This window comes from Burkholderia sp. Nafp2/4-1b (assembly GCF_003635165.1).
Classification (GTDB): domain Bacteria; phylum Pseudomonadota; class Gammaproteobacteria; order Burkholderiales; family Burkholderiaceae; genus Burkholderia.
Map to the genome: position 1 here is coordinate 206,783 of NZ_ML058616.1, position 17,561 is coordinate 224,343.

The following is a 17,561-nucleotide window of genomic DNA, read 5'->3' on the forward strand; positions in this document are numbered from 1 at the left end:
TCGTATGGGGCGCAGCCATCTTTACGGATCACGGGTCCGGTCAAAATTGCGCACACTTATTGCGGGTATAGCGGCAGCCTTAACTTCGCGGAATCGACAGAGGGCCGGATGCGCCGCGGCGGCCCCGCGCGGTGCACGCACGCGACGGGACGGCCTCGCGGTGTGCGCGAGCCGGGCGCGAAAGATAGCGCAATGCAGCGGGAAAATCAGCGGAAATCTGCGCGCGACTGTGGCGAATTCGCATCACGGCCGGCAGGGGACACACCAGGACGAGCGTGCGGACGCTCAGTTGCGGTAGAACGGGGAGAAAAACGGCGAGTGGGAGGGCTCTTCCTGGGCGCGGGGCGGCGGCAGCGGACGGCCGCCGCGCTCCTCGTTGTAGCGCGCGACGTCGGCGCGGATCGAGCCGGCCCGCAGCGGCACGTTGCCGCCGCCCTGCGGGCGCGGCATCTGGCGGGACTCGGCGCTGATCGGGCGATACGGGCTCTGCGCGGCGTAATGGCCGTAGGACGGCGTCGGGCGCAGCCCCCAGCGGGAACCGTAGCCGCTCACGCCGCCGGCACGAGCCCCGGCTGGCGGCATCGCGCGACGCCAGACCGGCCCGGCGCCGGACGGCTGACCGTATGCGTGCATCTCGCCGCCGCCGAAACCGTGACCGAAACCGTCGCCGCCGAACGCCTGGCCGCCGTGCGGCGGTTGCGCGAGCGCGAGCGGCAACAGGAACGCGCCCAGCACGCCTGCCACCCATCGTCCGACCTTCAGTTTCACCCGTTCCGTCATCGTCCAGTGCCTATTGCCGCGTTGCGCCTGCCGTTTCCGGCCGACGCAAGCCTTTCAGCAGTAATTTATGAGCGGTCCGAAACGGTGTCGAGCCAAAAAGTGTTATGTCGCGGGCAGCGGTGTAACACCATGTTACTGCTAGGTTTTTCCACTTCGACGGGCACCGGCGACGGAATGTTCTTCTGCCGTTTTGCGCATTTGCGGCCCCTGTCGGGAGCGCCGTGTTGCATGCGAGCGATTCATCAATCGATTCCCACAATGAATTTGTGTAGTGAATGACCAACCGGGACAATATCGGCTTCGCGCGCGCGAAGGGCGCGCCCGCCGCTTTCGAATGAGTCCCAGATGGCCCGTCCCCGTTTCCTTCCCGACAACTTCACGCTCGCGCTCGTCGGCACCGTCGTGCTCGCGAGCCTGCTGCCGTGCCGCGGCGCGGCCGCCCACGCGTTCAACTGGGCGACCAACATCGCGGTCGGCCTGCTGTTTTTCCTGCACGGCGCGAAGCTGTCGCGCGAAGCCGTCATCGCGGGCGCGACCCACTGGCGGCTGCACGCGGTCGTACTGCTCAGCACATTCGCGCTGTTCCCGCTGCTCGGCCTCGCGCTGAAGCCGGTGTTGCAGCCGCTCGTCACGCCGACGCTCTATGCCGGCGTGCTCTTCCTGTGCACGCTGCCGTCGACGGTCCAGTCGTCGATCGCGTTCACGTCGATCGCGAAAGGCAACGTGCCGGCCGCGGTGTGCGCGGCGTCCGCGTCGAGCCTGCTCGGGATCTTCGTGACGCCGGTGCTCGTCGGACTGATGATCACGTCGCAGTCGGCGGCGGCCGCGTCGCCGTGGAGCACCATCGGCAGCATCGTGATGCAATTGCTCGTGCCGTTCATCGCCGGCCAGCTGCTGCGGCCGGTGATCGGCGGCTGGATCGAACGCAATCGCGGCGTGCTGCGCTTCGTCGACCAGGGCTCGATCCTGCTGGTCGTGTACGTCGCGTTCAGCGAGGCCGTGAACCAGGGGCTCTGGCACCAGATTCCGGCGCGTGCGCTCGGCGGCCTGCTGGTCGTCAACGTCGTGCTGCTCGTGATCGCGCTCGCGCTGACCACGATCGTCAGCAAGCGGCTCGGCTTCAACCGGGCCGACCAGATCACGATCATCTTCTGCGGATCGAAGAAGAGCCTCGCGGCCGGCGTGCCGATGGCGAAGGTGATCTTCTCCGCGCAGGCCGTCGGCGCGATCGTGCTGCCGCTGATGCTGTTCCACCAGATCCAGCTGATGGCGTGCGCGGCGCTCGCGCAGCGCTGGGGCGCGCGCGACGTGAGCGGCGAGCGCGACGGCGAGAACGCGCCGGGCGGGGCTGCGCGCACCCGGGGTGCGCTGAACGCGGGCAAGCGCTGACGTCACGAAATCTTCATTCAATTCTGCGCGCGTGCTGCCGTTAAAGACGAGGTCCCGTCGCTTCGGCTGTCCTCGTCCATGCCCGCGCCCCATCCCGATTCCTCCGCCGCCCCCACCACGCGCCTGATCGCCGAACGCGCACTCGCCGCCGTGTTCCAGCCGATCGTCGACCTCGGGTCGGGCACCGTCATCGGTTACGAAGGCCTGATCCGCGGCCCGCGCGGCACCGACCTCGAGCCGCCGGCCGCGCTGTTCGCGCAGGCCGCGCGCGACGGCACGACCATCGCGCTCGAACAGGCCGCCGCGCGCACGTGCCTCGACGCGTTCGCGGCGCTCGGCTGCGACGGCAAGCTGTTCCTCAACTTCAGCGCGGGCACGATCCTGCAGCTCGTGCGCGACCGCGAGCGCGTGCGGCAACTGCTCGGTCGCGCGCGGGTCGGTGCCGAACGCATCGTGATCGAGCTGACCGAGCAGACCGCGATGCCGGACGTCGCGCGCATCGGGCCGGCGGTCGCGTCGCTGCGCGATGCGGGCATCCAGTTCGCGCTCGACGACTACGGCACCGCGAACGCGAGCATGAACCTGTGGCTGCGCCTGCATCCGGACGTCGTGAAGATCGACCGCTTCTTCATCCACGACATCGCGCGCGACCCGCTCAAGTTCGAGGCGGTCAGGGCGATGCAGCACTTCGCGCACGCGAGCGGCGCGCAGCTGATCGCGGAAGGGATCGAGAACGCGTGCGACCTGATCGTCGTGCGCGACATGGGCATCTGCTGCGTGCAGGGTTTCCTGCTTGGGCGGCCGAACGCGCAACCGTCGCCGGTCGTCGCGCCGGCCGCGCGCGACGCGATCCGCACCCCGCACATCGCGGTGTTCCCCGGCGCGACGCGCGCCACGCGGCCGGCCGGCACGATCGCCGCGAAAATGCTCGTGCCCGCGCCGGCGCTGCCGCGCGACGCGACCAGCAACGACGTGCTCGACCTGTTCAACCGGATGCCGGCCCTGCATGCGGTCGCGCTCGTCGAACGCGGGCAGCCGGTCGCGCTCGTGAACCGGCGCGGCTTCATCGACCGCTTCACGCTGCCGTACCACCGCGAGGTGTTCGGCAAGAAGCCGTGCCTGCAGTTCGCGAACGACGCGCCGCTGATGATCGACGTCGCGACGACGGTCGAGCAGCTCGCGCTGCTGCTCGCGAGCCACGACCAGCGCTATCTCGCGGACGGCTTCGTGCTCACCGAACACGGCCGCTACGTCGGGCTCGGCACCGGCGAGAGCCTCGTGCGCGCAGTGACCGAGATGCGCATCGAGGCCGCGCGCTATGCGAACCCGCTGACCTTCCTGCCCGGCAACATCCCGATCAGCGCGCATATCGACCGGCTGCTCGAGCGCGACGCCGGTTTCCATGCGTGCTACGTCGACCTGAACCAGTTCAAACCGTTCAACGACCAGTACGGCTACTGGCAGGGCGACGAAGTGCTGAAGTTCGCGGCGACGGTGCTGGCCGGCGTGTGCGATCCGCAGCGCGATTTTCTCGGGCACGTCGGCGGCGACGATTTCCTCGTGCTGTTCCAGCGCGACGACTGGCGCACGCGCGCGGCCGACGCGATCGCGCGCTTCAACGACGGCGCGCAGCGCTTCTACACGCAGGCCGACCGGCAGGCAGGCGGGCTGCGCGGTGAGGACCGCCACGGCAATCCCGCGTTCTTCGGTTTCGTGACGATGGCGATCGGCGCGGTCGGCGTGCCGGCCGGCGCGAACGGCGCGATGCGCTACGGCAGCGACGAGATCGCGTCGGTCGCGGCGCTCGCGAAGCGGCGCGCGAAACAGCAGCCGGACGGGCTCGCGGTGGTCGATCTCGATGCGGGCCGCGCGGCGCTGCGCGAGCGCGGCGAGCCTCCGCACGCGGTGGCGGGCTGACGAACGGCCAGCGGCTTGCCGCTCGCGGGTTGCCGGCGGCGGGCGGACAGACGAGAAGCCCGGCGCCCGATCGCCGTTGCCGGTCCCGCACGCCGCTGCGGACTCGCGCCGCAGCAACGGCCTGCCGGCCCGCGCCCGCCGGAACATCCGAACGCACGCGACGCGCCCATTCCCCGCACGATTTCATCCCGTGCAATCCCCTTGCCTTTTCCGCGTTGTTTAGTATTTTTAGTTACGGCGTTTTCGCAGATTAGCCCGCAAAATCCCGCTATTTCCGGGTATTCCCCGGTTATCCGGCCCGAATTAGGCGCCGGGTTTTACTATACAATCGCCGTCACCCTAAACAAACCGGACCCGAACGATGGGCACCACCATTCGCGACGTAGCGCGGGCGGCAGAGGTCTCGATCGGCACCGTCTCCCGCGCGCTGAAAAACCAGCCGGGCCTGTCCGAAGCCACGCGCGCGCGCATCGTCGGGATCGCGCAGCAGCTCGGCTACGACCCGGCCCAGTTGCGCCCGCGCGTGCGCCGGCTCACCTTCCTGCTGCATCGCCAGCACAACCGCTTTCCGGCCAGTCCGTTCTTCTCGCATGTGCTGCACGGCGTCGAGGACGCCTGCCGCGAACGCGGCATCGTGCCGACGCTGCTCACCGTCGGCCCGAACGACGACGTGCTGCGCCAGATGCGCCCGCACGCGCCCGATGCGATCGCCGTGGCCGGCTTCATCGAGCCCGAGACGATCGAGGCGCTCGCCGCGACCGGCCGGCCGCTCGTGCTGATCGACCTGTGGGCGCCCGGCCTGCGTTCGGTCAACATCGACAACGCGACGGGCGCGGCGCTCGCGATGCGCCACCTGCTCGCGACCGGCCGCTCGCGGATCGCGTTCATCGGCGGCTCGGCCGCGCACTACAGCATCGCGCAGCGCGCGATCGGCTACCGGCGCGCGTTCTTCGAGGCCGGGAGGCTGTTCGATCCCGCGTACGAAGTGACGATCGACGCCGGGCTCGACCCGGACACCGGCGCCGCGCGCGCGATGCAGCAACTGCTCGATGCGCCCGGCCCGCGCCCGGACGCCGTGTTCGCGTACAACGACGCCGCCGCGCTGGCCGCGCAGCGCGTGTGCATCGCGCGCGGCGTGCGGATTCCGGACGACATCGCGATCGTCGGCTTCGACGACATCCCGGCCGCCGCGCACGCGAACCCGCCGCTCACGACGCTCGCCGTCGACAAGGAAGCGCTCGGCCGCCGCGGCGTCGAACTGCTGCTCGCGGAAGCACCCGAGCACACCGAGATCTCCCTGCCCGTCGAGCTGATCGTGCGGGCCAGCAGCCAGCCCGCCGGCTCACCGGCACTCGATACCGCCACGGTCACCGAATCATGAACATGCCCCCGGTCCAATCCCGCCCGGCCGCGCCGGCCGCCCACGCGCAAACGGCACCGTTCGTCGCGAGCTTCCGCGATCCGTCGTTCCTGCTGTCGCACGTCGAGGACACGCTGCGCTTCTACGCGGCGAACGCGTTCGATCCGTCGGGCGGCTTCCACCACTACTTCCGCGACGACGGCAGCGTCTACAACCGCACGTCGCGGCATCTGGTCAGCAGTTGCCGGTTCGTCTTCAACTACGCGATGGCGTACCGGCATTTCGGCGATCCGCGCCATCTCGACTACACGCGCCACGCGCTGCGCTTCCTGCGCGACGCGCACTGGGACGACGAACTGCAGGGCTACGACTGGGAACTCGAGTGGCGCGACGGCGCCAAGCGCGCGACGCTCGACGGCACGCGCCACTGCTACGGGCTCGCGTTCGTGCTGCTGGCCGCCGCGCACGCGACGATGGCGGGCGTCGACGAAGCGCGTCCGCTCATCGCATCGACCTACGAACTCGCCGAACACCGCTTCTGGGACGCGGCCGCGGGCCTCTACGCGGACGACGCGACGCCGAACTGGAACGTGTCGACATACCGCGGCCAGAACGCGAACATGCACATGACGGAAGCGCTGCTCGCGGCCTACGAGGCGACCGGCCACGTCACCTATCTCGATCGCGCGGAAAAGCTCGCGACCCACATCACGCAGCGCCAGGCCGCGCTGTCGGGCGGCCTCGTGTGGGAGCACTACCATGCGGACTGGTCGGTCGACTGGGACTACAACAAGGAAGACAGCTCGAACATCTTCCGTCCGTGGGGCTTCCAGCCCGGCCACCAGACCGAATGGGCGAAGCTGCTGCTGATCCTCGAACGGCACCGTCCGCTCGACTGGCTCGCGCCGCGCGCGGCCGAGCTGTTCGACGCGGCGCTCACGCATGCATGGGACGCCGATCACGGCGGCCTCTGCTACGGCTTCGGCCCCGACTTCACGATCTGCGACCACAACAAGTATTTCTGGGTGCAGGCGGAAACCTTCGCGGCGGCCGCGATGCTCGGCGCCCGCACCGGCAGCGAGCGCTTCTGGGACTGGTACGACGAGATCTGGCGCTACAGCTGGGCGCATTTCGTCGATCACCGCTACGGCGCGTGGTACCGGATCCTCACCTGCGACAACCGCAAGTACAGCGACGAGAAAAGCCCGGCCGGCAAGACCGACTATCACACGATGGGCGCCTGCTACGACGTGCTCGCGACCCTCGCGCGCATGCAACGCAGCGAGCCGACGCAATGAGCGGCGGCACGTTTCCGGCTTTCGTGTCGGCGGGCGACATCCTGACCGACATGGTGCGCGCGGGCGACGCGCAGTGGACGTCGGTGCCGGGCGGCGCCGGCTGGAACGTCGCGCGCGCGGTCGCGCGCCTCGGCATGCCGAGCGCGCTCGCGGGCGCGATCGGCGAGGACTGCTTCTCCGACGTGCTGTGGCGCACGAGCGAGGCCGCCGGCCTCGACCTGCGCTTCCTGCAGCGCGTGCCGCGCGCGCCGCTGCTCGCGATCGTCCACGAGACGCGCCCGCCCGCGTACTTCTTCATCGGCGAAGCGAGCGCGGATCTCGCGTTCGACCCGGCGCGGCTGCCGGCCGGCTGGACCGAGCACGTGAAGTGGGCGCACTTCGGCTGCATCAGCCTGGTGCGCGAACCGCTCGCGAGCACGCTCGTCGCGCTCGCGGCCGACCTGCACGCGCGCGGCGTGAAGATCAGCTTCGATCCGAACTACCGGAACCTGATGACGGCCGCGTACCGGCCGACGCTGGAAAAGATGGCCGGCCTCGCCGACCTGATCAAGGTGTCCGACGAGGACCTGCGCCACCTGTTCGGCGGCGACGGCCCCGACGCGATCGCGGCGGTGCGCGCGCTGAATCCGCAGGCGGCCGTGCTGGTCACGCGCGGCGCGCAGCCGGCGACGCTCTACGCGGACGGCGACGTGCTCGAGGCGAGCCCGCCGCGCGTCGAGGTAGTGGACACCGTCGGCGCGGGCGACGCGTCGATCGGCGGCCTGCTGTTCAGCCTAATGGCCGCGCCGCAGCGATCGTGGCGCGACCATCTAAAGTTCGCGCTGGCGGCCGGCGCCGCCGCGTGCCGGCACACGGGCGCGCATGCGCCGACGCTCGACGAAGTCGTCGCACTGCTCGAACGGTGACGCGAGGGTAACGGGATGACGACGGCGCACTGATCCGTCGCTGATTTGCGGCGCTGTACATGCTGCGCCGCAGTGCTACGATGAAGTGTCCTTTTGCGGGAGAGGCACGATGGACACGAACACGTTCACCAAGGGCATCTACACGGCCAAGGCGCACACGCAGCACGCGGGCAACGGGCAGTTCCAGGGCTACGTGATCCTCGCGCGGGACGACGGCGACGAGACGGAGAACATGCGCTACGACGTCCACACGACCAGTCCGAGCGAGGAGGAAGCGTTCGAGGAAGCGAAGGCGCTCGCGCACCGGATCCTCGGCGAGATTGAGCTGTGAGGCGCGAGCTGTCGTTGTAACGCACCGAACCTTCACGCGCGCTCAGCGGCCCGGCCGCGACGCGCCGCCACATCCGGCGCGGCTCACAGCAGCCGCGCCACCATCGACACCAGCATCGTCAGCACCAGCGTCGACATGAACGGGAACGGATAGCGCCGCCCGCCGAGCGTCAGCGTGACGTCGCCCGGCAGCCGGCCGATGCCGAGCTTGCCGAGCCACGGCCAGCAGCGCGTCAGGATCATCACCGCGACGAACGACGCCATCAGCCAGCGCAGCATGCCGGGCCCCTTCCTGTCAGAGCGCGTGCGAGCGGTCGCCGCGCGCGAACGCGTCGAGCGTGCCGTCGATGCCGCGCGAGAACGCGATCACCTTGAACAGCTCGCCCATCTCGGCCTCCGAGATCAGCTTCTGCACCGCGTTCGCGGCCGGCAGGAACTGGTGGATGTCGGACGGATCGATCGCGGCGAGCGCGTCGGTGATGCCCGCGTTCAACAGGAAGCGCGCCTGCGACGTGTAGCCGAGCAGGTCGGCGCCGGTCGCGACGCCCGCGTCGTAGATGCCGGTGAATTCGACGTGCGCGGTGATGTCCTGCAGCCCCGGATACAGGAAGGCGTCGTCGTGCGCGTGGTGGCGGTAGTGGCACATCAGCGTGCCGCGGTCGCGCTGCGGATGGTAGTACTCGTGCGCGGGAAAGCCGTAGTCGACCAGCAGCACCGCGCCGCGCCCGAGCATCGTGCAGACGGTGCGCGTGAACGCCAGCGCGGCTTCGTGCGTCTCGGTCACGTAGCCGTCGTCGACGTCGAGCGTCGCGAGCACCGGCGGCAGGCCGGCCGCACCGGCGGGCCGGTCGTCGAACACGAACGCGTGCCGCGCGTCGAGCGCGACGCCGCGCTCGCGCCACGCGCCGCCCGCCTTCGCGAACAGCCGCACCGGCATCGCATCGAGCACCTCGTTGCCGACCACGACGCCGTCGAAGCGCTCGGGCAGCGCGTCGAGCCAGCGCACCTTCCCGGCGAGCGCCGGCGCGGCGGCCGCGATCGTGTCGCGCTGCCGTTCGCGCAGTTCGCCGGACAGGTCGACGATCAGGTATTCGTCGAGTTCGACGCCGAGCGCATCGAGCGCGGCGAGCAGCCCGGCCGCGAGCTTGCCGGTGCCCGCGCCGAATTCCATCACGCGGCGCGTGCCGCTCGCGGCCAGCGCTTCGGCGACGGGGTTCGCGAGCGTCTGCGCGAACAGCGGCGACAGTTCGGGGGCCGTCACGAAGTCGCTGCCGTCGTCGGCACGGCGTCCGAACTTGCGCGCGCCGCCGCTGTAATAGCCGAGGCCGGGCGCATACAGCGCGCGCTCCATGAAGCGGTCGAACGGCAGCCAGCCGCCGGCCGCCGCGATCTCGTCGCGCAGTTGCGCGGCAAGCGTTTCGGACTGCGCAAGCGCGTCAGGGCCGGGAGCAGGTAAACTAGCGGGTTCGTGAGCTTTCGGGTTCATCCCGGCATTGTAAATGACCGTTTCAGCCGATACGTCGCCCCCGCGCATCGCGCTCGTCGCAGGCGCGCTGGGCAGCGCGGCCGACGCCGCGTCGCTCGGTCGTGCGCTCGCGACCGGCTTCGCGCAGCGCGGCTGGGACGTCGCGCTGCAGCGCAGTCCCGCCGCGCCGCCCGCAGCCGCCGACGCGCTCGTCGCCGAAGTCGCCGCGCGCGGCCGCCGCGCGGTCGTGCTCGCCGCCGATCTGGCCCTGGAAAGCGACGCCGCGGCGCTGGTCGCCGCCTGCGCCGATGCGCTGGGCCGGCCGGCCTGCGTGGTGTTCGTGAGCGCGTGCGCCGGCACCGACGACGCGCACACGGTGGACGCCGCGTCGCTCGCCGATGCGCTCGCGCGCAACGTGACGGCGCCGCTCGCGCTGGCCCGCGCGCTCGCCGACGCGACGCCCGACGCCGCGCGCGACGACGAAACGCTGCGCGCGTGTGCGATCCACGTGCTGGATCAGGCGCTGTTTCATCCGGCGCCGGCGCAGCTGTCGCATGCGCTGATGCAGGCCGCGCTGAACCGCGCGACCTCGGCGCTGGCGCTGGCGCTCGCGCCGAAGGTGCGCGTCGCGGCGCTGGTGCGCGGCCACGCGCCGCACGCGAACGACATCGCGGCGGCGGCCTGCTATCTCGCGAGCGCGCCCGGCGTCACGGGCGCGACGCTGACCGTCGACGGCGGCGAGCACCTGGTGCCGCCCGCCGCCGGCCCGAATGACTGAACTGCGCGGCGCGCGCGGCCTGACTGCCGCTACCCGCGCCGCTTTGCGTGTGCGCACGCCAATTTGACTGGGACGACCATGTTTTCCGCTCTCCTGCACCCCCGCCTCGCGGACTGCCGCAGGCTCTACCTGCGCGACTACGAGGTGCACATCAACATCGGGGCCTTCGAACACGAGAAGCGCGGCGAGCAGCGCGTCGTCATCAACATCGACCTGTTCGTGCCGCTCGCCCAATCGACGCCCGTCGACGACCGGCTGCATGAAGTCGTCGACTACGACCTGATGAAGCAGAGCGTCGCGCAGTGCCTCGCGCGCGGCCACATCCACCTGCAGGAAACGCTGTGCGACGCGATCGCCGCAGCCCTGCTCTCGCACGACACCGTGCGCGCGGTACGCGTCTGTACCGAGAAACCGGACGCCTATCCGGACTGCGACGCCGTCGGCGTCGAAGTCTTTCGCATCAAGGACGAGGAGCGCGAATGAACGCCCCCCACATGAATGACACCGCTGCCGAAGGCGTCGCCGTCGAAGGCACCGTCGCCGAAACCGGCCGCCGCGCGCTGACGCGCCGCGAGCAGAAGGAAGCGTACGAGAACAACAAGCTGTTCAAGCGGATCGTGCGCCAGGTCGGCCAGGCGATCGGCGACTACAACATGATCGAGCAGGGCGACAAGGTGATGGTGTGCCTGTCGGGCGGCAAGGACAGCTACGCGATGCTCGACGTGCTGCTGCGCCTGCGCGAGCGCGCGCCGATCGACTTCGACATCGTCGCGGTCAACCTCGACCAGAAGCAGCCGGGCTTCCCGGAACACGTGCTGCCCGAGTACCTGACGCAGATCGGCGTGCCGTTCCACATCGAGAACCAGGACACCTACAGCATCGTCAAGCGGCTCGTGCCCGAAGGCAAGACCACCTGCTCGCTGTGCTCGCGGCTGCGCCGCGGGATCCTGTACCGCGTGGCCGGCGAGCTCGGCGCGACCAAGATCGCGCTCGGCCACCACCGCGACGACATCCTGCAAACCTTGCTGCTCAACATGTTCTACGGCGGCAAGCTGAAGGGGATGCCGCCGAAGCTGCAGTCGGACGACGGCAAGAACGTCGTGATCCGCCCGCTCGCGTACGTGAAGGAAACCGATCTGGAGAAATTCGCGGAGTTGCGCGAATTTCCGATCATTCCGTGCAATCTGTGCGGCAGCCAGCCGAACCTGAAGCGCGCGGAAATGAAGGCGCTGATCCGCGAATGGGACAAGCGCTTCCCGGGCCGCGTCGACAACATGTTCAGTGCGCTGTCGAACGTCGTGCCGTCGCACCTGATGGATACGACCCAGTTCCCGTTCGCGTCGCTGCGCGCGACGGGCGAAGCCGATCCGCAGGGCGACATCGCGTTCGACGAGGAGCCGTGCGCATCGGGTGACGACGCCGCCGCACCGGGCGCCGCGAAACCGATCTCGATCGTCCAGTTCGACGACCTGTAAGCAGGGCCCGAACGCCAACCGGAATGGGGCGAAGCGCGCCCCTTTTCGGCACTGTCGCCGCGCCGCGACAGGCCCGGAACGCCAGGGGCCGCATGCTAAAATGGACGGCTTCGAACTCCTCAGACAAGCTGGCGCCATGAATATCGTGATTTTGGCGGCAGGCACCGGCAAGCGCATGCGTTCCGCGCTGCCGAAAGTGCTCCATTCCCTGGCCGGCAGGCCGCTCCTCTCCCACGTCATCGCCACCGCGCGCACGCTGCAGCCGTCGCGGCTCGTCGTCGTCGTCGGTCATGGCGCCGAGCAGGTGCAGGCCGCCGTCGCCGCGCCCGACGTTCAGTTCGCGCTGCAGGCCGAGCAGCTCGGCACCGGCCATGCGGTGCGCCAGGCGCTGCCGCTGCTCGACCCCGCGCAACCGACTCTGGTGCTGTACGGCGACGTGCCGCTCACCCGCGCGTCGACGCTGCACCGTCTCGTCGACGCCGCGCGCGACGGCCGCTACGGGATTCTGACCGTCACGCTCGACGATCCGACCGGTTACGGCCGCATCGTGCGCGACGCGCCCGGCTTCGTCACGCGCATCGTCGAGCAGAAGGACGCGTCGCCCGAGCAGTTGAAGATCGCCGAGATCAATACCGGCATCATCGTCACGCCCACGGCCCAGCTGTCGATGTGGCTCGGCGCGCTGAAGAACGAAAACGCGCAGGGCGAGTACTACCTGACCGACGTCGTCGAACTCGCGATCGAGGCCGGCTTCGAGATCGTCACGGCGCAGCCCGACGAAGAGTGGGAAACGCTCGGCGTGAACAGCAAGGCGCAGCTCGCGGAGCTCGAGCGCATCCATCAGCGCACCGTCGCCGATGCGCTGCTCGTCGACGGCGTGACGCTCGCCGATCCGGCGCGCGTCGACGTGCGCGGCACGCTGCGCTGCGGGCGCGACGTGTCGATCGACGTGAACTGCGTGTTCGAAGGCGACGTGACGCTCGCCGACAACGTGACGATCGGCGCGAACTGCGTGATCCGCAACGCGTCGATCGGTGCGGGCACGCGCATCGACGCGTTCACGCACATCGACGGCGCCCAGCTCGGCGCGAACACCGTGATCGGCCCGTACGCGCGGCTGCGCCCGGGCGCGCAGCTCGCGGACGAAGCGCACGTCGGCAACTTCGTCGAGGTGAAGAACGCGGTGATCGGCCACGGCTCGAAGGCGAACCACCTCACCTACATCGGCGATGCCGACATCGGCGCGCGCGTGAACATCGGCGCGGGCACGATCACCTGCAACTACGACGGCGCGAACAAGTTCCGCACCGTGATCGAGGACGACGTGTTCGTCGGCTCGGACACGCAGCTCGTCGCGCCGGTGCGCGTCGGCCGCGGCGTGACGATCGCGGCCGGCACGACCATCTGGAAGGACGTCGCCGAAGGCGTCCTCGCATTGAACGAGAAGACGCAGACCGCGAAGAGCGGCTACGTCCGCCCGGTCAAGAAGAAGAATTGACATCAAGCGGGCGTCGCGCGGCGCCCGTCTCCACCTAGAGGGTAGATTTCCATGTGCGGCATTGTCGGCGCAGTTGCGCAGCGTAATATCGTTCCGGTGCTGATCGAAGGATTGCGGCGCCTCGAATACCGTGGCTACGATTCGTGCGGCGTCGCCGTGCTCGAGCCGGGCGCACCGAAGCGCGCACGCAGCGTCGCGCGCGTCGCCGATCTCGACGCGCAGGTGCAGGAATCGCACCTCGAGGGCACGACCGGCGTCGCCCACACGCGCTGGGCAACGCACGGCGCCCCCGTCACGCACAACGCCCACCCGATCTTCTCGTCGAACGCGCTCGCGCTGGTGCACAACGGCATCATCGAGAACTTCGAGACGCTGCGTGAATCGCTGCGCGCAAAGGGCTACGAATTCGTGTCGCAGACCGACACCGAAGTGATCGCGCACCTCGTACACAGCCTGTATCGCGGCAACCTGTTCGACGCCGTGCGCGAAGCCGTGCAGCAGCTGCACGGTGCGTATGCGATCGCGGTCACGCACAAGGACGAGCCGCACACCGTCGTCGGCGCGCGCCAGGGTTCGCCGCTCGTCGTCGGGCACGGCGACGGCGAGAATTTCCTCGCATCCGACGCCCTCGCGCTGGCCGGCAGCACCGACCGCTTCACGTTCCTCGAGGAAGGCGACGTGTGCGAGCTGTCGCTCGACGGCGTGAAGATCGTCGACCGCCACGGCGCGCTCGCGCAGCGCGAGACCCGCGTGGTCAACGCGTACGGCGGCGCGGTCGAGCTTGGCCCCTATCGCCACTTCATGCAGAAGGAAATCTTCGAGCAGCCGCGCGCGATCGGCGACACGGTGCCGCAAACCGATGCCTTCGACGCGACGCTGTTCGGCGACGCGGCGAGCGCCGCGTTCGCGGAGATCGACAGCCTGCTGATCCTCGCGTGCGGCACGAGCTACTACTCGGGCCTCACCGCGAAGTACTGGCTCGAATCGATCGCGAAGATCCCGACCCAGGTCGAGATCGCCAGCGAATACCGCTATCGCGAGTCGGTGCCGAACCCGCGCGAGCTCGTGCTGGTGATCTCGCAGTCGGGCGAAACGGCCGACACGCTCGCCGCGCTCAAGCACGCGCAGTCGCTCGGCCACACGCATACGCTCGCGGTGTGCAACGTCGCGACGAGCGCGATGGTGCGCCTCACCGAGATGCAGTTCCTGACGCATGCGGGCACCGAGATCGGCGTCGCGTCGACCAAGGCGTTCACGACCCAGCTCGTCGCGCTGTTCGTGCTGGCCGCGACGCTCGGCAAGCTGCGCGGGCACGTCGATGCCGCGCAGGAAGCGCAATTCCTGAAGGAGCTGCGCCATCTGCCGGCCGCGCTGAACAGCGTGCTCGCGCTCGAGCCGCAGATCATCGCGTGGTCGGAAGAATTCGCGCGCAAGGAAAACGCGCTGTTCCTCGGCCGCGGGCTGCACTACCCGATCGCGCTCGAAGGCGCGCTCAAGCTGAAGGAAATCTCGTACATCCACGCGGAAGCGTATCCGGCCGGCGAGCTGAAGCACGGGCCGCTCGCGCTCGTCACGGAAGCGATGCCGGTCGTCACGGTCGCGCCGAACGACACGCTGCTCGAGAAGCTGAAGTCGAACATGCAGGAAGTGCGCGCGCGCGGCGGCGAGCTGTACGTGTTCGCGGATGCCGACACGCAGATCGTCAACGACGACGGCCTGCACGTGATCCGGATGCCGGAACACTACGGGCAGTTGTCGCCGATCCTGCACGTCGTGCCGCTGCAGCTGCTCGCGTATCACACCGCGTGTGCACGCGGCACCGACGTCGACAAGCCGCGGAATCTCGCGAAGTCGGTGACGGTGGAGTAAAACCCGTCTCCCGGAAGGGCCGCCACCGGCCCTTCCGGGCTGCTGCGTCTCGGCGTGAAGCAAGCCAGTCAGGCCATTCGGCCAGGTCGAAATATGTACCACGTAGTGGTATATAATCCTGTGCTAACTCGACTGACTCGACATGTCTGCTTCCGTACGACGCGTATTCAAGACGAAGTGGTTTCACAAGGCAGCGGGAAAAGCGGGAATCGCCGATGGCGAACTGTGCCGCGCGGTGCGGGAGCTGGCCCGCGGCCAGGGCGTCGATCTCGGCGGCAACGTCTGGAAGAAGCGTCTGGACGGGAATCGCCAGCGCGGCATCGTGCTGGGCAAGGTCGGGCATACGTGGGTATTCGTGTTCCTGTTCGCGAAATGCGACCGCGACAACATCGACGCTCGCGAACTGCGCGCCTTCAGAAAGCTCGCCGCCGATGTCGGTCGACGCACCGACGTCGACATCGCGACACTGGTCGCATTGAACGAGTGGGTGGAGATTTGCAATGGCTAAGAGCCGATTCAAGAGCGACGCAACGGAGGCGGTCCACAGCGCCGCGTCGGGCCTCTATCGTGCACAGCTGATCGACAAGAAGACGATGCGCGAATACGACGCGCTCTGCATCGAAGCCGCGCCGAAGTTCGATCCGGCAGCGATCGCGCGCATCCGCAAGTCGGTCAACGTCAGCCAGAGCGTGTTCGCGCTCTACCTGAACACGACGACGTCGACCGTCCGCCAATGGGAACAGGGCGACAAGCGGCCGAGCGGTATCGCCGCGCGCATGCTGCAGATCGTCGAGAAGCACGGGCTCGAGGTGTTTTCCTGAGCCGCGTTCCCCGAACGCTGCTGAGCCGCCGATCCCGGAACGCGCACCGCAACGCGACGCGAGCCGCAAGCAAGATGACGGAGAGACCATGGTAAGACTGTTTGGATGCGCATTGCTGGCGCTGAGCGCCGCGTCGACTGGCTGGGCGGCGGAGCACTACGTCGAAGTCTGGAACCCGCCCGAAGCGCGCGTGCCGGCGGCCCGCACACCGGCCGCACGCACCGGCGCCGACGCGCACGCCGGCAGCAAGGCCGCCGAAAAGCATGCGAGCGTGCCGCCGAAGGCCGCGGTCAAGCCGCACAAGCGCCGCGTCGCACAAGCCATGAAAGCCGCACCGCATCGTCCGCCCGCCGCGACGGTCGACGCGCCGGCCGCGCCGCGCCCGGTCGCGCAGCCCGCGCCGGGCCGACTCACAGTGATGCAGCCGGCGGCGCCCGACACGCCGCACGCGCTCGGCACGTCCGATATCCCGCGGCAATACACGCCGGACGGCAACGTGCTGCGCGTCGGCACGCACAACCGTTCCGCGGAGGTGACGCGATAATGGAAGCGCAGACCTATCACGGCTACCAGATCTGGGGCCACGCGATCCTGCAGCAGGACGAGATCCTGCAACCCGAACGCTTCGCGGCGAGCGGCACGATCACGCAGAACAACCGGCTCGTCGAGGCGTCGGGCGTGCTCGGCGTGTTCGATACCGAGGACGATGCGCGCGAAGCCGGGCTCGAATGGGCGCGCGCGTGGATCGACAGTCACCGCTGAACGGCAATGGGCAACAGATGAAAACAAGGGGCGTCGAAGACGCCCCTTGTTTCATTCGCACCGCGGCAGATCACGCCGCATGCCGCGGCGGCCGCATGGCCGTCTGCGGCCGGCCCACCAGCCGCGCGAGCACGACGATCGCGACCAGCGTGCCGACGTACGCGGCGATCTGGATCCCCGCCGGACGCGCGGTATAGCCGATCAGCGTGTGCAGCGCCTTGCCGACGATGCTCGTTTCCTTGAGCAGCCACGACGTATCCCACACCGCATCGCCCCACGACGGCACAAGGCCCGCCGCGAGCAGGAAGCCGACGCACTGGCTCGCCATCCCCGCCGCGAGCAGCACGATCAGCGCGTTGGTGACGGAGAACAGGCGCTTCAGCGGAATCTGCAGCAACCCCGCATACATCGCGTAGCCGAGCCCGGCGCCGCCGAGCACGCCGAGCAGGCCGCCGACGACCATCTGCGGCGTCTGCCCCGGGTCGCCCGCCGCGATGCCGTACAGGAACAGCACGGCCTCGGAGCCTTCGCGCAATACGGCAACGCCGACCACGATCGCGAGCCCCGTCAACGGCCGGCTGCCGGCCGCGACGGCGCGCCCGACCTCGCCCATGTGCAGCGCCATCTCGCGGCCGTGGCGGCTCATCCAGATGCAGTGCCACGCGAGCATCAGTGTCGCGACGAACATCACGCCCGCATTGAAGACTTCCTGCCCCATGCCCGACGCCCACTGCGAGATCACGTCGGCGAACGCGGCGATCAGGCCGGCGCCGATCACGCCGCCGACGAGCCCGCCGCCGACCCACCAGCCGCGCCGCGGCACGCCCTTCGTGGCGGCCATCACGATCGAGACCACCAGCGCGGCCTCGAGCACTTCACGAAAGACGATCAGGGCAGTAGACAGCATGGCGGTA

19 protein-coding genes are annotated in these 17,561 nt (G+C 69.2%); 15 read left to right on the top strand and 4 right to left on the bottom strand.

The window, feature by feature from the left end; genetic code table 11:
* Nucleotides 1–285 precede the first annotated feature (285 nt).
* Complete coding sequence (locus tag C7H84_RS24140; protein ID WP_121861125.1) at nucleotides 286–780, bottom strand: peptide-binding protein; 495 nt, start codon at nucleotides 778–780, stop codon at nucleotides 286–288.
* A gap of 345 nt (nucleotides 781–1,125) precedes the next feature.
* Between C7H84_RS24140 and C7H84_RS24145 the strand changes: the two genes are divergently transcribed.
* The 6 genes from C7H84_RS24145 to C7H84_RS24175 all read left to right on the top strand — a co-directional run bounded on the left by C7H84_RS24145 (nucleotide 1,126) and on the right by C7H84_RS24175 (nucleotide 7,980).
* The gene (locus C7H84_RS24145) at nucleotides 1,126–2,169 is read left to right on the top strand and encodes a bile acid:sodium symporter family protein (RefSeq protein WP_121861126.1); all 1,044 of its coding nucleotides are present in this window, start codon (nucleotides 1,126–1,128) and stop codon (nucleotides 2,167–2,169) included.
* A 78-nt stretch (nucleotides 2,170–2,247) separates the two neighbouring features.
* On the top strand, nucleotides 2,248–4,086 hold the full coding sequence (locus C7H84_RS24150; RefSeq protein WP_121861127.1) for an EAL domain-containing protein: 1,839 nt from the start codon (nucleotides 2,248–2,250) through the stop codon (nucleotides 4,084–4,086).
* A gap of 361 nt (nucleotides 4,087–4,447) precedes the next feature.
* Nucleotides 4,448–5,467, top strand: a complete 1,020-nt coding sequence (locus C7H84_RS24160) for a LacI family DNA-binding transcriptional regulator (protein WP_121861128.1) — start codon at nucleotides 4,448–4,450, stop codon at nucleotides 5,465–5,467.
* Nucleotides 5,464–6,744 carry an AGE family epimerase/isomerase gene (locus C7H84_RS24165; protein WP_121861129.1) on the top strand — a complete coding sequence of 427 codons (1,281 nt, stop codon included), beginning with the start codon at nucleotides 5,464–5,466 and terminating at the stop codon, nucleotides 6,742–6,744. The genes C7H84_RS24160 and C7H84_RS24165 overlap by 4 nt, the downstream gene beginning before the upstream one ends.
* Nucleotides 6,741–7,649, top strand: a complete 909-nt coding sequence (locus tag C7H84_RS24170) for a carbohydrate kinase (RefSeq protein WP_121861130.1) — start codon at nucleotides 6,741–6,743, stop codon at nucleotides 7,647–7,649. The genes C7H84_RS24165 and C7H84_RS24170 overlap by 4 nt, the downstream gene beginning before the upstream one ends.
* A gap of 109 nt (nucleotides 7,650–7,758) precedes the next feature.
* Nucleotides 7,759–7,980 (top strand): hypothetical protein, encoded by a 222-nt coding sequence (locus C7H84_RS24175; RefSeq protein ID WP_121861131.1) that lies wholly within the window; start codon nucleotides 7,759–7,761, stop codon nucleotides 7,978–7,980.
* A gap of 83 nt (nucleotides 7,981–8,063) precedes the next feature.
* On the opposite strand, the gene C7H84_RS24180 is transcribed toward C7H84_RS24175, so the two are convergent.
* Nucleotides 8,064–8,258: a DUF2905 domain-containing protein gene (locus C7H84_RS24180; RefSeq protein WP_040142330.1), complete on the bottom strand. Its 195-nt coding sequence runs from the start codon at nucleotides 8,256–8,258 to the stop codon at nucleotides 8,064–8,066.
* A gap of 16 nt (nucleotides 8,259–8,274) precedes the next feature.
* Nucleotides 8,275–9,465, bottom strand: a complete 1,191-nt coding sequence (locus C7H84_RS24185; RefSeq protein WP_121861339.1) for an SAM-dependent methyltransferase — start codon at nucleotides 9,463–9,465, stop codon at nucleotides 8,275–8,277.
* A 13-nt stretch (nucleotides 9,466–9,478) separates the two neighbouring features.
* Here C7H84_RS24185 and C7H84_RS24190 point away from each other — a divergent pair, with 13 nt between their 5' ends.
* The 9 genes from C7H84_RS24190 (at nucleotide 9,479) to C7H84_RS24230 (ending at nucleotide 16,647) form a co-directional block, all read left to right on the top strand.
* Nucleotides 9,479–10,222, top strand: a complete 744-nt coding sequence (locus C7H84_RS24190) for an SDR family oxidoreductase (RefSeq protein ID WP_121861132.1) — start codon at nucleotides 9,479–9,481, stop codon at nucleotides 10,220–10,222.
* Nucleotides 10,223–10,300: 78 nt separating this feature from the next.
* On the top strand, nucleotides 10,301–10,705 hold the full coding sequence (locus tag C7H84_RS24195; protein WP_121861133.1) for a dihydroneopterin aldolase: 405 nt from the start codon (nucleotides 10,301–10,303) through the stop codon (nucleotides 10,703–10,705).
* Nucleotides 10,702–11,697, top strand: coding sequence for a tRNA 2-thiocytidine(32) synthetase TtcA (ttcA, locus tag C7H84_RS24200; RefSeq protein WP_121861134.1), 996 nt, complete (start codon nucleotides 10,702–10,704; stop codon nucleotides 11,695–11,697). The genes C7H84_RS24195 and ttcA overlap by 4 nt, the downstream gene beginning before the upstream one ends.
* 136 nt (nucleotides 11,698–11,833) lie before the next feature.
* The gene (glmU, locus tag C7H84_RS24205; RefSeq protein ID WP_121861135.1) at nucleotides 11,834–13,195 is read left to right on the top strand and encodes a bifunctional UDP-N-acetylglucosamine diphosphorylase/glucosamine-1-phosphate N-acetyltransferase GlmU; all 1,362 of its coding nucleotides are present in this window, start codon (nucleotides 11,834–11,836) and stop codon (nucleotides 13,193–13,195) included.
* Between the two features lie 51 nt (nucleotides 13,196–13,246).
* Nucleotides 13,247–15,064 carry a glutamine--fructose-6-phosphate transaminase (isomerizing) gene (glmS, locus tag C7H84_RS24210; RefSeq protein WP_121861136.1) on the top strand — a complete coding sequence of 606 codons (1,818 nt, stop codon included), beginning with the start codon at nucleotides 13,247–13,249 and terminating at the stop codon, nucleotides 15,062–15,064.
* Nucleotides 15,065–15,206: 142 nt separating this feature from the next.
* Nucleotides 15,207–15,572 (top strand): type II toxin-antitoxin system RelE/ParE family toxin, encoded by a 366-nt coding sequence (locus tag C7H84_RS24215; RefSeq protein ID WP_121861137.1) that lies wholly within the window; start codon nucleotides 15,207–15,209, stop codon nucleotides 15,570–15,572.
* Entirely contained in the window at nucleotides 15,565–15,885 is a 321-nt protein-coding gene (locus C7H84_RS24220; protein WP_121861138.1) for a DNA-binding transcriptional regulator, read from the top strand. The genes C7H84_RS24215 and C7H84_RS24220 overlap by 8 nt, the downstream gene beginning before the upstream one ends.
* Before the next feature lie 88 nt (nucleotides 15,886–15,973).
* Nucleotides 15,974–16,429, top strand: coding sequence for a hypothetical protein (locus C7H84_RS24225; RefSeq protein ID WP_121861139.1), 456 nt, complete (start codon nucleotides 15,974–15,976; stop codon nucleotides 16,427–16,429).
* Complete coding sequence (locus C7H84_RS24230; protein WP_111015945.1) at nucleotides 16,429–16,647, top strand: hypothetical protein; 219 nt, start codon at nucleotides 16,429–16,431, stop codon at nucleotides 16,645–16,647. Before C7H84_RS24225 ends, C7H84_RS24230 begins: the two co-directional genes overlap by 1 nt.
* A 70-nt stretch (nucleotides 16,648–16,717) precedes the next feature.
* Here the strand turns inward: C7H84_RS24230 and C7H84_RS24235 are convergent, their stop codons facing one another.
* Nucleotides 16,718–17,554 carry an FTR1 family protein gene (locus C7H84_RS24235; protein WP_121861140.1) on the bottom strand — a complete coding sequence of 279 codons (837 nt, stop codon included), beginning with the start codon at nucleotides 17,552–17,554 and terminating at the stop codon, nucleotides 16,718–16,720.
* Nucleotides 17,555–17,561: the final 7 nt, after the last annotated feature.

What these genes read in the sequence shown, in the direction of transcription:
- C7H84_RS24140 (WP_121861125.1), bottom strand. Translation starts at nt 780, where the DNA reads ATGACGGAACGGGTGAAACTGAAGGTCGGACGATGGGTGGCAGGCGTG.
- C7H84_RS24145 (WP_121861126.1), top strand. Translation starts at nt 1,126, where the DNA reads ATGGCCCGTCCCCGTTTCCTTCCCGACAACTTCACGCTCGCGCTCGTC.
- C7H84_RS24150 (WP_121861127.1), top strand. Translation starts at nt 2,248, where the DNA reads ATGCCCGCGCCCCATCCCGATTCCTCCGCCGCCCCCACCACGCGCCTG.
- C7H84_RS24160 (WP_121861128.1), top strand. Translation starts at nt 4,448, where the DNA reads ATGGGCACCACCATTCGCGACGTAGCGCGGGCGGCAGAGGTCTCGATC.
- C7H84_RS24165 (WP_121861129.1), top strand. Translation starts at nt 5,464, where the DNA reads ATGAACATGCCCCCGGTCCAATCCCGCCCGGCCGCGCCGGCCGCCCAC.
- C7H84_RS24170 (WP_121861130.1), top strand. Translation starts at nt 6,741, where the DNA reads ATGAGCGGCGGCACGTTTCCGGCTTTCGTGTCGGCGGGCGACATCCTG.
- C7H84_RS24175 (WP_121861131.1), top strand. Translation starts at nt 7,759, where the DNA reads ATGGACACGAACACGTTCACCAAGGGCATCTACACGGCCAAGGCGCAC.
- C7H84_RS24180 (WP_040142330.1), bottom strand. Translation starts at nt 8,258, where the DNA reads ATGCTGCGCTGGCTGATGGCGTCGTTCGTCGCGGTGATGATCCTGACG.
- C7H84_RS24185 (WP_121861339.1), bottom strand. Translation starts at nt 9,465, where the DNA reads ATGAACCCGAAAGCTCACGAACCCGCTAGTTTACCTGCTCCCGGCCCT.
- C7H84_RS24190 (WP_121861132.1), top strand. Translation starts at nt 9,479, where the DNA reads ATGACCGTTTCAGCCGATACGTCGCCCCCGCGCATCGCGCTCGTCGCA.
- C7H84_RS24195 (WP_121861133.1), top strand. Translation starts at nt 10,301, where the DNA reads ATGTTTTCCGCTCTCCTGCACCCCCGCCTCGCGGACTGCCGCAGGCTC.
- ttcA (WP_121861134.1), top strand. Translation starts at nt 10,702, where the DNA reads ATGAACGCCCCCCACATGAATGACACCGCTGCCGAAGGCGTCGCCGTC.
- glmU (WP_121861135.1), top strand. Translation starts at nt 11,834, where the DNA reads ATGAATATCGTGATTTTGGCGGCAGGCACCGGCAAGCGCATGCGTTCC.
- glmS (WP_121861136.1), top strand. Translation starts at nt 13,247, where the DNA reads ATGTGCGGCATTGTCGGCGCAGTTGCGCAGCGTAATATCGTTCCGGTG.
- C7H84_RS24215 (WP_121861137.1), top strand. Translation starts at nt 15,207, where the DNA reads ATGTCTGCTTCCGTACGACGCGTATTCAAGACGAAGTGGTTTCACAAG.
- C7H84_RS24220 (WP_121861138.1), top strand. Translation starts at nt 15,565, where the DNA reads ATGGCTAAGAGCCGATTCAAGAGCGACGCAACGGAGGCGGTCCACAGC.
- C7H84_RS24225 (WP_121861139.1), top strand. Translation starts at nt 15,974, where the DNA reads ATGGTAAGACTGTTTGGATGCGCATTGCTGGCGCTGAGCGCCGCGTCG.
- C7H84_RS24230 (WP_111015945.1), top strand. Translation starts at nt 16,429, where the DNA reads ATGGAAGCGCAGACCTATCACGGCTACCAGATCTGGGGCCACGCGATC.
- C7H84_RS24235 (WP_121861140.1), bottom strand. Translation starts at nt 17,554, where the DNA reads ATGCTGTCTACTGCCCTGATCGTCTTTCGTGAAGTGCTCGAGGCCGCG.